This window comes from Nocardia sp. Root136 (assembly GCF_001427185.1).
Taxonomy (GTDB): Bacteria; Actinomycetota; Actinomycetes; order Mycobacteriales; family Mycobacteriaceae; genus Nocardia; species Nocardia salmonicida.
In genome coordinates this window covers 178,182-191,003 of sequence record NZ_LMFE01000007.1, presented here as the reverse complement: position 1 = coordinate 191,003, position 12,822 = coordinate 178,182, and the positions used below count along the sequence as shown (strand labels likewise).

General features: G+C 67.3%; 13 protein-coding genes and 1 riboswitch. Of the genes, 8 read left to right on the top strand and 5 right to left on the bottom strand.

Annotation, left to right across the window (positions count from 1 at the left end; all coding sequences use genetic code 11):
• Positions 1-29: 29 nt before the first annotated feature.
• Positions 30-1,031, top strand: coding sequence for a DUF4349 domain-containing protein (locus ASD42_RS18080; RefSeq protein ID WP_056818175.1), 1,002 nt, complete (start codon positions 30-32; stop codon positions 1,029-1,031).
• Positions 991-1,215 carry a DUF167 domain-containing protein gene (locus tag ASD42_RS18075; RefSeq protein WP_056818173.1) on the top strand — a complete coding sequence of 75 codons (225 nt, stop codon included), beginning with the start codon at positions 991-993 and terminating at the stop codon, positions 1,213-1,215. Before ASD42_RS18080 ends, ASD42_RS18075 begins: the two co-directional genes overlap by 41 nt.
• 1 nt (position 1,216) lies before the next feature.
• Here ASD42_RS18075 and ASD42_RS18070 read toward each other — a convergent pair whose 3' ends face one another.
• Positions 1,217-1,699: a tRNA (cytidine(34)-2'-O)-methyltransferase gene (locus ASD42_RS18070; RefSeq protein WP_056818171.1), complete on the bottom strand. Its 483-nt coding sequence runs from the start codon at positions 1,697-1,699 to the stop codon at positions 1,217-1,219.
• 46 nt (positions 1,700-1,745) lie between these two features.
• Here ASD42_RS18070 and ASD42_RS18065 point away from each other — a divergent pair, with 46 nt between their 5' ends.
• A complete protein-coding gene (locus ASD42_RS18065; RefSeq protein ID WP_235569656.1) occupies positions 1,746-2,072 on the top strand; it encodes a DUF3017 domain-containing protein in 327 nt (108 codons plus the stop codon).
• 1 nt (position 2,073) lies between these two features.
• Here ASD42_RS18065 and ASD42_RS18060 read toward each other — a convergent pair whose 3' ends face one another.
• Positions 2,074-3,021, bottom strand: a complete 948-nt coding sequence (locus ASD42_RS18060; protein ID WP_056818169.1) for an oxygenase MpaB family protein — start codon at positions 3,019-3,021, stop codon at positions 2,074-2,076.
• Positions 3,022-3,161: 140 nt separating this feature from the next.
• Between ASD42_RS18060 and ASD42_RS18055 the strand changes: the two genes are divergently transcribed.
• A complete protein-coding gene (locus ASD42_RS18055) occupies positions 3,162-3,797 on the top strand; it encodes a TetR/AcrR family transcriptional regulator (RefSeq protein ID WP_056818167.1) in 636 nt (211 codons plus the stop codon).
• 3 nt (positions 3,798-3,800) lie between these two features.
• Here the strand turns inward: ASD42_RS18055 and metX are convergent, their stop codons facing one another.
• From metX to ASD42_RS18040, 3 genes are all read right to left on the bottom strand, one after another.
• On the bottom strand, positions 3,801-4,946 hold the full coding sequence (metX, locus tag ASD42_RS18050; RefSeq protein ID WP_200950475.1) for a homoserine O-acetyltransferase MetX: 1,146 nt from the start codon (positions 4,944-4,946) through the stop codon (positions 3,801-3,803).
• Positions 4,943-6,259: a bifunctional o-acetylhomoserine/o-acetylserine sulfhydrylase gene (locus tag ASD42_RS18045; protein WP_056819196.1), complete on the bottom strand. Its 1,317-nt coding sequence runs from the start codon at positions 6,257-6,259 to the stop codon at positions 4,943-4,945. The genes metX and ASD42_RS18045 overlap by 4 nt, the downstream gene beginning before the upstream one ends.
• An 82-nt stretch (positions 6,260-6,341) precedes the next feature.
• Positions 6,342-6,452: riboswitch (SAM riboswitch) on the bottom strand.
• Positions 6,453-6,516: 64 nt separating this feature from the next.
• Positions 6,517-7,239 carry a TetR family transcriptional regulator gene (locus tag ASD42_RS18040; RefSeq protein WP_056818165.1) on the bottom strand — a complete coding sequence of 241 codons (723 nt, stop codon included), beginning with the start codon at positions 7,237-7,239 and terminating at the stop codon, positions 6,517-6,519.
• A 134-nt stretch (positions 7,240-7,373) separates the two neighbouring features.
• Between ASD42_RS18040 and ASD42_RS18035 the strand changes: the two genes are divergently transcribed.
• From ASD42_RS18035 to ASD42_RS18020, 4 genes are all read left to right on the top strand, one after another.
• Entirely contained in the window at positions 7,374-8,867 is a 1,494-nt protein-coding gene (locus ASD42_RS18035; protein WP_235569654.1) for an MFS transporter, read from the top strand.
• A gap of 310 nt (positions 8,868-9,177) precedes the next feature.
• Positions 9,178-10,395, top strand: coding sequence for an NADP-dependent isocitrate dehydrogenase (locus tag ASD42_RS18030; RefSeq protein WP_056818163.1), 1,218 nt, complete (start codon positions 9,178-9,180; stop codon positions 10,393-10,395).
• Between the two features lie 354 nt (positions 10,396-10,749).
• Positions 10,750-11,898, top strand: coding sequence for an MFS transporter (locus ASD42_RS18025; protein WP_056818161.1), 1,149 nt, complete (start codon positions 10,750-10,752; stop codon positions 11,896-11,898).
• Positions 11,899-11,939: 41 nt separating this feature from the next.
• Positions 11,940-12,821, top strand: a complete 882-nt coding sequence (locus ASD42_RS18020) for a hypothetical protein (protein ID WP_056819191.1) — start codon at positions 11,940-11,942, stop codon at positions 12,819-12,821.
• Position 12,822: the final 1 nt, after the last annotated feature.

The window sequence follows — 12,822 nt, the reverse complement described above, 5'->3', positions numbered from 1 at the left end:
CGACCCACCCACGCACTACGCTGCGAAATATGCGCAAGCTTGCCGTGGTGATGATCGCGTTGCTCGGACTCCTGTTCCTGGCCGGGTGCGGCGATGACGACAGTGAGGACGAGGCAGGTCGGGCGTCGGCGCCCACCGTCCTCGGCGGGCCCGCACCCGCTGTGGCGCCCGGGTTCCGGGAGGGCGCACCGCAGAAGGACAGTCCGGCGCCGACGGATCAGTCGAACCGGAAAGAGGTGATCACCGGGTCGGTGGATGTCACCTCACCCGATCCGATCGCCGCCGCCGCGACCGTCACCGGGCAGGTCGATGCCGTCGACGGCCGAATCGACAGCCGCACCGAACAACCCGGCACCGACAAGCGCGCGGCTCGCGCCGTGCTCAGTGTTCGGGTGCCCGCCGACAAGACCGACGCCTTCATCACCGGCCTCGGCGGGGTCGGCACGGTCACCAGGGTGAGCACCAATCGCGACGACGTCACCATGCAGTGGCAGGACCTCGATGCCCGTATCCGCGCACTGCAAGCCTCCGTCGATCGGCTCAAAGCGCTGATCACCGGCGCCACCAACACCGCCGACCTGATCGCGGCGGAGGAGGCGCTGTCGAGCAGGCAGGGCGAACTCGACAGCCTCACCGCGCAGAAACGCAGCCTCGACGATCAGGTCGCGCTGTCGACGCTCACCATCACGCTCACCGCCGACGACAAGAACGCACCCGGCGACCCGGACAACTTCTGGGACGGCATCGTCTCGGGCTGGCACTCGCTGATCGACTGGTTGCAGGACGCGATCGTATTCGTCGGCAAGGCCGTGCCGTGGCTGGGCTTCCTCGCCGTGATCGGCGGATTGCTTTATGCCGCACTGCGATTGCTGCGCAGGCGCCGTCGTGCCGGAGCGCGTGTGCCCGCCGCGCCGGTGGCCACGGCTCCCGCGCCGGCAACCACCGCGTCAGGTGCCACCGAACAGACAGCGTCGGCGAAGGAGACCCCCGGTGCCCACAGTGCGGGCGACGATCAAACCGAACAGCCGTAAGGGCCCCCTGGTCGAAACCGCCGAGGACGGCTCCCTCACCCTCTATGTCCGCGCCCCGGCCGTAGAGGGCAAGGCCAACAAGGCGGCCATCGAACTCCTCGCCGACCATTTCGGCGTCGCCAAGTCCGCCGTCCGGTTGACCGCGGGCGCCACCTCACGGTTCAAGCGCTTCGATATCGACTGAGTCAGACCGCGCCCGGAAAGCCCAGCTGCCGCCACGCCTCGTACACCGATACCGCCGCCGCGTTCGACAGATTCATCGAACGTCGCCCCGGCAGCATCGGAATGCGGACCTGCTCGGTGATCTGGGGATCGGTCAGCACTTCCTCGGGCAGTCCCGTGGGCTCGGTGCCGAACAGCAGTGCGTCGTTGTCGCGATAGGCGATATCGGTGAAGCGGGTGGTGGCCTGGGTGGTGAAGGCGAAGACCCGACCGGGCCGGATCGCCGCGAACGCCGTCGCGAGGTCGGGATGCACGGTCACCACCGCGAGGTCGTGGTAGTCCAGTCCGGCCCGTCGCAGCTTGGACTCCGAGAGATCGAAGCCGAGCGGTTCGATCAGGTGGAGCGCGCAGCCGGTCCCCGCGGCCAACCGGATCGCATTGCCGGTATTGGGCGGAATCACGGGCTCGTGAAAGATCAGGTGCAGCACAGCGGACCACTCTGTCATGCGCCACCCCGTCCGCGCGCAGGCGGTATCTGGAACAATCGGGCTCGTGAACGAGGCGGAGACGACCGGCAAGCACCGGGTCGCGCGGTTGAGCGCGGGGGAGCAGTACCTGCGCAGTCATCTGCCGATGACCGTGGTGACAGCGCTGATCGTGATCGCGGTCGGCTTCGTCGCCTGGGATCGGTGGCGTCGCGGCGCGCTGATCTTCGGCAGCGCCGCCCTGGTGGCCGCCGCGTTCCGGCTGTGCTTGCCGACCGTGCAGGTGGGCTTGCTCGCCGTCCGCAGCCGTCCGTTCGATGTGGCCGCGCTGACCGCGCTCGGCAGCGCCATCGTCTTCCTGGCGGCCACCATCAACACCCTCGGCGTTTCCTAGTTCAGGCGGAGGTCCTGTCCCACAGGCTGTGGGTGCCGTTGCTGCCGTAGAGCGCGCGAGCATCGCTCGGGCTGATCGTCGTCCGGGTTCGTGGCGGTGCGGCGCCGGCGTGGGCAGCCAGGATCTGTCCGGTCATCTTCGCGACGTACGGGCTGGCCAGGATCAGGCCACGGTTGTCGCGACGCGCGGCGGCCCAGACGATTGCCTTCCCCGGGACGCGCACCGCGGCGTCGACGACCCGGGGCATGTCGAATCGGCCGAGCTCGCGCATCCAGGCGGGCAGCGTCGAGATCGTCGCCAGCGACAGCACCCGACCACCGGCCGCGAACGTCATGCCCTTGCTCACCGACGGCCACAGCAGGAAATGCATGGCCTCGACCGCCCGCTCGCTGACGCACAACTGCGGCCGAACGCGCTCGAAGTACGCGCGCACCTCGGCCCGATCGCGCGGCACATCCGAAGGCTTGCAGGTCTGCAGCTCGGCGGCGATCACGCACTCGGCCCAGTACCGATCCTCCTCGGCGGGACTCAGCGGCCCCGGTCCGAACATCTCGTAGGCCTTGAGGACCGAATGCCACCCGGTGACGTGGATCCACAGCTGGGAGTCGGGGTTGTTGGCGCTGTAGCGCTTGCCGCTGATCGGTTCGATGCCCGTCATCGGCGCGTGCACTTTCATCAGGTGCTCGGCGGCCTGGATGGCGGTGCGGCCGTCACCCAGCGCGACCAGCAGGAAGTAGGACAGCGTGTGGTCGAGACGGGTGGCGGGATTGTCGTAGATCCCGTGTGAATCGGCGACCGCGGCGGTCAGGAACGGATCGAAGTGTTCGAGAGTGACCGCGCGCTGGAAGCCGATCAGCGCGGTCGGCGCCGCCCACACCTTCCAGGTGGGGGAATCCGGTCCGAAGAAGCCATGGTCGTCGCGACGGAGAGTCGACGCATCGAAAGCCATTGCACATGCCCCTTTGCAGTGCGAGGAATAATTGAATACAACACCACCGTAGCAATGGCTCGACGTGAATACAACGGTTGCGTAGGATTCGTGACGACAGGGTCGGCGGGTATCGTCGGCGAGCGAAAGGCAGGTGGGCGGTGACCTCGACGCAGGAGCAACGACCTCGACGCCGCTATGCGCCGCGCCTGCCGCCGGAGCAGCGCCGCGCGCAACTTCTCGACGCCGCGTTCACCGTCCTGGGCCGGATGGAACTGCACGAGTTGAGCATGGAGGCCGTCGCGCAGGAGGCGGGCGTCGGAAAACCTGTGCTGTACACGGTGTTCAAGACCCGCGCCGAACTCGTCGAAGCGCTGCTGGAACGCGAACGGGAACGGGGACTGGATCAGATCGCCGACACCCTGCCCGACGACCTGCTCGGCGCCGATCCCTTGGCCGCCGCGTCGGCGACCGTCGAAGCGTTCGTCGGTGTGGCACTGGCGAATCCGACCCGCTGGCGGCTGATCCTCGCCACCCCGGCGAGTGCGCCCGACGAATACCGTGCGGCGCTTCGTGCTTCGCGCGCCGAGATCTTGGAGCGCGCGGAATCGCTTGTCCGCATGGGCATCTCCGTGCTGCCGCGATGGTCGGGTATGGATGCCGGACTACTCGCGAACTCGACCCTCACCATCGCCGAAATGCTCGGTCGGCTGGGGGTCAGCGAGCCGGAAGAATATCCGCGCGAACGACTTCAGGCCTACGTCCGCTCGATCGTCGCCCTGCTGACGGGACCGTGAAGGTCAGCGGTTCTCCCGCGCGAGGCGCATCGTCTCGGTGAGCAACTTCGACACCGCGGCGGCCTCGGTGAGGAACCCATCGTGCCCGTCGCGTGAGTGCACGACCTCGAGCCCCGCGCAGCCGGGCAGACCTTCGGCCAGCTCGGCCTGAGTGTTCAGGGGGTACAGGCGATCCGAGTCGACCCCGCCGACCACGCACGGCACCGATGTCGAAGCCAGCGCGGCAGCGATACCGCCGCGCCCGCGACCCACATCGTGGCGGTTCATGGCCTCGCTGAGCAGCACATAGGTGGCGGGATCGAACCGCTGGACCAGCTTGTCGGCTTGGTGCTCGAGGTAGCTCTGCACCGCGTAGCGCCCACCGGTCCACGGGTCTTCGTCGCCCTGGGGCTTGTTGGTGAAGCGGTGGTCGAGTTCGCCCTCGGTGCGGTAGGTCAGGTGCGCGATGCGCCGGGCCAGGCCCATGCCGGTCATCGGCGCGCGACCGGTGCCGTGATAGTCGCCGCCCTGCCAGTCGGGATCGGCCGTGATGACGGCCATCTGGGTGGTCTGGGTGCCGATCTGATCGGCGGTGGCGCGGGCGCCGACGGCCAGCACGAGCGCGGCGCTGACCCGCTCGGGCAGGCCGATGATCCACTCGAGCACCCGCATGCCGCCCATCGAGCCGCCGACGACAGCGCCGAGCCGCTCGATGCCGAGCACCTCGAACAACTGCGCTTCGGCCTGCACCTGGTCACGGATGTTCAGCTCGGGAAACCGTGCGCCCCATGGCTTTCCGTCGGAGGCGAGCGAGGACGGGCCGGTGCTGCCCTTGCAGCCGCCCAGCACGTTGGTCGCGATCACACACCACTCGTCGGTGTCGATCGGCGCGCCGGGCCCGACCATGCCCTCCCACCAGCCGGGCGCCCCGTCGGGCCCACCGACGACATGGGAGTCGCCGGTGAGCGCGTGTTCGACGAGCACCACATTGTCCAGGGTGGGCGAGAGCTCGCCCCAGCGTTGCACCGCCAGCCGCACATCGGGGACGACGGCGCCGTTCTCCAGCGCCACATCCCCGATGGCGACCACGCCGACGCGCCCGTCCGGCGGTGGCAGCAGGGCCACCCCGGTTCCGGGTCGGGCGATCGGCGATTCGGTGCTCACGGTCACGTCGTCGCCGCCGCGAACCCGGCCCGCAGATCGGCCAGAATGTCGTCGATTCCCTCGATGCCCACCGCGAGCCTGACCAGGCCGGGAGTGACGCCGGCCGCCAGCTGCTCTGCGGGCGTCAACTGCGAGTGCGTGGTCGACGCCGGGTGAATCACGAGTGAACGCACATCACCGATGTTAGCTACATGGCTGTGCAGGCTGAGCGCGTCCACGAACTTCTTGCCCGCGTCGACGCCGCCCGCCAGCTCGAACGCCACGATCGCGCCCGCACCCTTGGGCGCCAGCTCCTTGGCCCGCGCGTGCCAGGGCGAGGACTCGAGGCCCGCGTAGAACACCGCGTCGACGCCCGGCTGCTCGGCGACGAACTTCGCGACCGTCTCGGCATTGCTGACATGCCGCTCGACCCGCAGGCTCAGCGTCTCGATGCCCTGCGCGATGAGGAACGCGTTGAACGGTGAGACCGCCGCACCCAGATCGCGCAGCAACTGCACGCGAGCCTTCAGCGCGAACGCGGGCGCGCCCAGATCGGCGAACACCGCACCGTGGTAGCTGGGATCGGGCTCGGTGAAGCCGGGGAAGCGCGCGTTGCCGTCGGCGTCGCGCACCGTCCAGTCGAACGTGCCGCCGTCGACGATCACGCCCGCCACGGCCGCGCCGTGCCCGCCCAGGTACTTCGTCGCCGAATGGACGACGATGTCGGCGCCGTGGGCCAGCGGCTGGATCAGGTACGGGGTAGCGACGGTGTTGTCCACGATCAGCGGAAGGCCGTTCGCGTGCGCGACACCGGCGATACCGGGGATGTCGAACACCGCGCTACTCGGGTTGGCGATGGTCTCGCCGTAGAACGCCTTGGTGTTCGGCTGGATCGCGGCCTTCCACTGCTCGAGATCATCGGGGTCCTCGACGAACGAGACCGTGATCCCCAGCTTGGGCAGCGAGTAGTGGAAGAGGTTGTAGGTGCCGCCGTAGAGGTGCGGGCTGGAGACGATATGGTCGCCCGCGCTCGCCAGGTTCAGGATCGCGTAGGTCTCCGCGGCCTGGCCCGAGGCCAGCAGCAGCGCCGCGACGCCGCCTTCGAGCGCGGCCACGCGCTGCTCCACCGCGTCCTGGGTGGGGTTCATGATCCGGGTGTAGATGTTGCCCGGCTCGGCGAGACCGAACAGCGCGGCGGCGTGATCGGTGTCGCGGAAGGCGTACGAGGTGGTCTGGTAGATCGGCAGTGCCCGCGCGCCGGTGGCGGCGTCGGGTGCCTGGCCCGAGTGGATCTGCTTGGTCTCGAAGGACCAGTTCTCGGGCAGGGAAGAGTCAGTCATGTCGTGCTCCAAATGGGTGTCAGCCGGGGGATCTCGTCAACTGGGTCGGATCGACTGGCAACAACACATGGGGGCCTCCTGCAGTGCGCGCTTGCTCTCGACTTTCGAGAGCCCGGTCATCACCCGGAGCACCCCACCGCAGCTGGAGGGTTGCCGACCAGCGAGCCGGGGCTTGGCGCTGGTACTCATGACCTTGCCGTCATGTTAACCGGAGATCTCCCGCGGGCGGAAACTTCCCCCGCATTTCCCGCCGAAGATCACTCGTCGGACGGTGTGCCGAAGCCTGGCGTGTCGTCCACCGGTGCGCCACAGACCTGCCGCAAGCCGTGGTAGGCGCGCAGCACGGCGTCGCGAGTGACCCGAACGGCTACCGTCGGTGACCCGCTCAGCAAGGCTTGTTCGGTATCGGCGACCGAGAGGTGGCACAGCATCTGCCAGATGCCGGCCACCAGCTTCACCGTGAAGTCGTCCGGCGACGTGCCCATCCGCTGCGCGAGTTCGGTGCACACCGCGACGTTCTTCTTCTCCGCGTATTCCAGCGCGCGCGCGTTGACCGACTGGCTGGTGCGCATGATGCGCTGCATCTGCAGGAACTGGCGGATGAACCGAATGCCGTCCGCGTCCGCCTCGGCCTGGACCACCGCCAGGTAGGCGCCACACAGCGCCTGGAGTTCGTTGCCGGTATTCGGTTGGGAGCGCAGCGCGACGGCGACGGAGACCCCGAAGTCGTCGATCGGGGCCAGCACGATGTCTTCCTTGAGCGCGAAGTACCGGTTGACGGTGCGTGGGGACACATCGGCGCCCGCGGCGATCTGCTCGACCGTCGTCGCGTCGAATCCTTGGCTGTCGCACAGGTCGAGCCCGACCGTCACGATCGCGGCTTTGGTCTGGAGCTTCTTGCGCTCGCGCAGGCCCAGCGGCGCGTCGGCAGCCGGTTCGGTCGTCCGGTCGGCGCTGATCGGAGTGGTCGAGTCCAGCATTCCCTCAGCCTACCGTGTCGGCGGCTTTATCTGTCCAAGTAGGCCAATTGGCGCGTTCAGACATTTTTCTCTTGACGCCAATTGTCTCGTAGTGCCAGAATTGGTTCACGCCAATCGAGCGACGAGGAGTCCTGGTGACCGGCACCGAGGTATTGACGAAAAATGTTGATTCACAACAGAATTCGATGCGGTGGTGGGCGTTGGTCGTGCTCTCGGCCGCCCAGCTGATGGTGGTGCTCGACGCCACCGTGATCACGATCGCCCTGCCGTATGCCCAGCGTGACCTCGGGATCAGCGACGGCGACAAACAGTGGGCGCTCACCGCGTACACGCTCATCTTCGGCGGGCTACTGCTGCTCGGCGGACGGATGGCCGACTACCTGGGCCGACGCCGGATCTTCCTGGTCGGCCTGGTGGGCTTCGCCGCCGCGTCGGCGCTGGCGGGGCTCGCGCAGACCGGCCCGCAGTTGTTCATCGGCCGAGGTCTGCAGGGTGCGTTCGCCGCGCTGCTCGCCCCCGCGGCCCTGTCGCTGCTGTCGGTGATCTTCACCGATGTGCAGGAGCGGGCCCGCGCGTTCGCGGTGTTCGCGGGTATCACCGCGGGTGGCATCGCGTTCGGGCTGATCGTCGGTGGCGCGCTCACCGAGTTCGCGTCGTGGCGGTGGACGCTGTTGATGAACACGCCGATCGCGCTCATCGCGGTAGTCGGTGCGGTCGCGGTGATCGCGCGCGATATCCCGGTGCCGAGGACCGGCGGCTACGACCTGCCCGGCGCCGTCACCGTGACATTCGGCTTGGTGTCGATCGTCTACGGATTCAGTCGCGCCGCCGAACACGGGTGGCTGGCGGGCAGCACCCTCGGCCTGCTCGGGGCGGGCTTCGCCTTGCTCATAGCGTTCGTCCTCATCGAGGCGCGCTCGGCGAATCCGCTGCTGCCATTGCGAATTCCGGGTGAGATCAATCGAGGCGGCGCTTTGCTGGCCGCGCTGCTGATCCCGATCGCGATGTTCGCCATGTTCTTGTTCCTGAGCTTCTACTACCAGAACACCCTCGGCTATTCGCCGCTGAAGGCGGGCATCGCGTTCCTGCCGTTCCCGGTGGGCATCGGCATCGCGGCGGGCATCACCAGTTCGTTGATGCCCAAGTTCGGGCCGCGTCCGCTGATGGTGGTCGGCGCGTTGCTCGGCGTCGTCGGGCTGCTGTGGCTGGCGCAACTGAGCTACGGCGACGGGTACGCGCTGAGCGTGCTGCCCGCGCAGTTGTTGATGGCGCTCGGGATGGGTCCGCTGTTCGTCGGGATGCAGGCCGTCGCGCTGCATCAGGTCGACGCCGAGGACTCCGGCGTCGCCAGCGCCCTGCTCAATGCCGCCCAGCAGGTCGGCGGCGCCGTCGGCACCGCCCTGCTGACCACCCTCTCGGTCCAGGCCGCCGAGAACTACGTCACCGACAACCCCACCGTCGACCACCTGATCGAACGCGCCTCGATCTACAGCTACGACGTCGCGTTCTATATCGGCGCCGGCTTCTTCCTCGCCGCCGCCGTGGTGATCGCGGTGATGATCCGCGACAAGCCGGAGAACCTGATCGAAGGCGACGAGCACGCGGCCGCCGTACCGATCGCGGTCTGACCTGCTCGACCGGGCCCGCGCCACCGTTCCTCGGTGCGCGGGCCTCGCCGTGTTACTACTGAGTAGCCGGTCAAGGCCCGATCGGGTACCGGCACGCGGTCGGGGCGGAGTAGCTTCGAGGAGTCCCGCACAGCGGGCCCTCCCATCGCGGTGAGGTGGGGGACAGCAGTACGCTCGTCTTGTTTGCACCACACGTCCCGCAGACAACGCGGGGCATATACGTTGTCTGTTGGAACTGCTGGGGTCCGCTCACAAGCGTGTTCGCCTAGCCGTGCAATAAGGGCACCCACCGAGGAGGACACGAAGATCCATGTCCAAGATCAAGGTTGAAGGCACCGTTGTAGAACTCGACGGCGACGAGATGACCCGGATCATCTGGCAGTTCATCAAGGACAAGCTGATCCATCCCTATCTCGACGTGAACCTCGAGTACTACGACCTCGGCATCGAGTACCGCGACAAGACAGACGACCAGGTCACCGTCGACGCGGCCAATGCCATCAAGAAGTACGGCGTCGGCGTGAAATGCGCCACCATCACCCCCGACGAAGCGCGGGTGAAAGAGTTCGGCCTCAAGAAGATGTGGCGCTCGCCGAACGGCACCATCCGAAACATTCTGGGTGGCACCATCTTCCGCGCGCCGATCATCATCTCCAACGTGCCCCGCTTGGTGCCCGGCTGGACCAAGCCGATCATCATCGGCCGTCACGCCTTCGGCGACCAGTACCGCGCCACCGACTTCAAGGTCTACGAGGCGGGCACCGTCACGCTGACCTTCACGCCGGAAGACGGCAGCGAGCCGATCGTGCACGAGGTCGTGAAGATGCCCGAAGACGGCGGCGTCGTCATGGGTATGTACAACTTCAAGAAGTCCATCGAGGACTTCGCGCGGGCCTCGTTCAACTACGGCCTGCAGCAGAACTACCCGGTGTACCTCTCCACGAAGAACACCATCCTCAAGGCTTACGACGGCATGTTCAAGGACACCTTCGAGGAAGTCTTCGACGCCGAGTTCAAGGCCGAGTTCGACGCGGCGGGTCTCACCTACGAGCACCGCCTGATCGACGACATGGTCGCCTCCTCCATGAAATGGGAGGGCGGCTACGTCTGGGCCTGCAAGAACTACGACGGCGACGTGCAGTCCGACACCGTGGCCCAGGGCTTCGGCTCGCTCGGCCTGATGACCTCGGTGCTGCTCACCCCGGACGGCAAGACCTGTGAGGCCGAGGCCGCGCACGGCACGGTCACCCGGCACTACCGCCAGCACCAGCAGGGCAAGCCGACCTCGACCAACCCGATCGCGTCGATCTTCGCCTGGACCCGCGGCCTCGAACACCGCGGCAAGCTGGACAACACCCCCGAGGTGATCGGCTTCGCGCAGGCGCTCGAGGACGTGGTCATCAAGACCGTCGAGGGCGGTCAGATGACGAAGGACCTCGCCGCGCTCGTCGGCGGCGACCAGGGTTACCTGAGCACCGAGGAATTCCTCGGCGCGCTGGACGTCAACCTGGCTCGTGCACTGAAGTGATGTAGCCCCGGTTCGCGACCGCGAACCCGCACGGCTATGAAGGCGCTCGCACCGAATCCGGTGCGAGCGCCTTCTGTTCCGCCTCCCCGCGTATTCGAGCCGGACTCGAGTGGGGTGAGACCTCCGTCGGCGGCCGGCGGGAGGGCGATGTTCGGGTTTGCTCGACTTGGTGAGTTACCCATGTTCTTGCGAGATCACTGGTAACTTGCCTGGTCGTTTTCTGTGGGGTGGGGTAACTCACGCTCTGCTCGGGTAGCGAACGGGTACCTGTGCCCGTTGCATGGAAGCGTGACTTCTTCCATCGCAGCCCCCGATCGCCTCGATGTGCCACGCACCAGCTGGCATGTCCCGGCGATGCTCGCGTTGGCGCTGGGTGGATTCGGGATCGGGACCACCGAGTTCGTGACCATGGGGTTGCTGCCCGATATCGCGCGGGCTTTCGATATCTCCGAGCCGTCGGCCGGGCACGCGGTGTCGGCGTACGCGCTGGGCGTCGTGGTCGGTGCGCCGCTGATCGCCGCGTTGTGCGCCCGGGTGGCGCGCAAGAAATTGCTCATCGCGCTGATGGTCGCGTTCACCGTCGGCAATATCGGGACCGTGCTCGCGCCGACCTTCGGCACGCTCGTGCTCGCCCGCTTCGTGTCCGGTCTGCCGCACGGCGCGTACTTCGGTGTCGCCTCGCTGGCGGCGGCCACGCTCGCGCCCGTCGGACAGCGTGCCAAGGCGGTCGCCGCGGTGATGCTCGGGCTCAGCGTCGCGAATGTGATCGGTGTGCCCGGCGCGACCTGGCTCGGTCAGCACCTGGGCTGGCGTGACGCCTATGTGGTCGTCGCCGTGATCGGAGTGGCGACAGTCGCCGCCCTGTGGCGCTATGTTCCGGCGCTGACCAGCATGAAGATCACCAACCCGATGACCGAACTCGGTGCGCTGCGTCGCCCGCAGGTGCTGCTCACCCTGGCCGTCGGCGCGATCGGTTTCGGCGGCATGTTCGCCGTCTACACCTACATCGCCACCACCATGACCGATGTCGCGGGCATGCCCATCGGCGCGGTGCCGATCGTGCTCGCGCTGTTCGGTCTCGGCATGATCGTGGGCAATATCGGTGGCGGCATCCTCGCCGACCGCGGCGTCGACCGGTCGATCTTCGTCGCCATGATCGCGATGGTGGTGATCCTGGCCGGCTTCGTCCTGGCCGCCCACAATCCGATCACGGCCTCGATCGGGGCCTTCCTCGTCGGCGCCTCCGGCGCGGCCTTGGCCCCGGGCTTGCAAACCCGCCTCATGGATGTGGCGGCCGACGCCCAGACTCTCGCCGCCGCCCTCAACCACGCCGCCTTGAACATGGCGAACGCCGCGGGTGCCTGGCTCGGCGGCCTCGTGATCGCCGCGGGCCTCGGCTACACCGCCCCGGCGATGGTCGGGGCCGTCCTCGCCGTAGCCGGTGTGCTGCTGTTCACGCTGACGGTGTTCCTGCAACGCCGCTCCGCACACAACACGCCGTAACCGATTGGTACCCTTACTCACCTCGACATACGGTGCCCCACATGCCGAGCCACCTGCACGAGGGTTTGCTTGACCTGTTCCGCACGGATCTCCTGCTCGCACCATCGCTGCTGGCCGAGGAGTTCAGGATTCCGCTGCCGGGTTTGTCGCAAATGCGGGCTGAGCCGTGCGATTTCACCGATGTCGGGCCCAAGGAATTTCGCGGTGACCTAGCACTCAGCACCCATGACCATCGGGAGATGCCCGTTCTTGGTGTGTGCGTCGAGGTGCAGTTGTCGAAGGCGGATGTGCGGCGCTGGAAATGGCCAGTCTATTTGACCACCCTGCGGTCACGGCTGTGCTGCCCAGTGGTGTTGTTGGTGGTGACGCCGAGCAGGAAAGTCGCGAAGTGGGCCGAGCAGCCGATCGAGCTCGATACCGTCGGATCGGTCATTCAACCGCTGGTACTCGGTCCTGACCGGTTTCCCGTCGTGACGGACCCCGATGAGGCCAGACGTCGTCCCGAGCGGGCGACTCTCTCGGCGATCGCCCATGGCGCAGGGCCGCACATGGAGGAGGTCCTTGCCGCATTCTTGGCTGGGCTGATGAAAACCGACGACGAGCATGCGAAAATGTATCTGGACCTGGTCGACGACGCGTTGACCGTCTCGGCAAGCCGACGCCTGGAGGAACTGATGGAGAGCACCCCGCAGTACCGCGGCCGCATCGCCACCAAGTACGTGGCGAAGGGGCGCGAGGAGGGACGCGAGGAGGGACGCACAGAGAACGCCGCGCACGCGGTGCTCACAGTGCTGACCGCTCGCGGGCTGGAGCTTTCGGCCGCGCAACGTGCTCAGCTTGCCGCGTGCAGCGACTTCGGCCAACTCGACGCGTGGTTGACGCAGGCCGTGACTGTCACAAGCACCGACGAACTTTTCGGCTGAC

Excerpts from the sequence above, each read along its gene's own strand:
- ASD42_RS18080 (WP_056818175.1), top strand. The coding sequence starts at position 30 with ATGCGCAAGCTTGCCGTGGTGATGATCGCGTTGCTCGGACTCCTGTTC.
- ASD42_RS18070 (WP_056818171.1), bottom strand. The coding sequence starts at position 1,699 with ATGACAGAGTGGTCCGCTGTGCTGCACCTGATCTTTCACGAGCCCGTG.
- ASD42_RS18060 (WP_056818169.1), bottom strand. The coding sequence starts at position 3,021 with ATGGCTTTCGATGCGTCGACTCTCCGTCGCGACGACCATGGCTTCTTC.
- ASD42_RS18045 (WP_056819196.1), bottom strand. The coding sequence starts at position 6,259 with ATGACTGACTCTTCCCTGCCCGAGAACTGGTCCTTCGAGACCAAGCAG.
- ASD42_RS18040 (WP_056818165.1), bottom strand. The coding sequence starts at position 7,239 with ATGCTGGACTCGACCACTCCGATCAGCGCCGACCGGACGACCGAACCG.
- ASD42_RS18030 (WP_056818163.1), top strand. The coding sequence starts at position 9,178 with ATGTCCAAGATCAAGGTTGAAGGCACCGTTGTAGAACTCGACGGCGAC.
- ASD42_RS18025 (WP_056818161.1), top strand. The coding sequence starts at position 10,750 with ATGCTCGCGTTGGCGCTGGGTGGATTCGGGATCGGGACCACCGAGTTC.
- ASD42_RS18020 (WP_056819191.1), top strand. The coding sequence starts at position 11,940 with ATGCCGAGCCACCTGCACGAGGGTTTGCTTGACCTGTTCCGCACGGAT.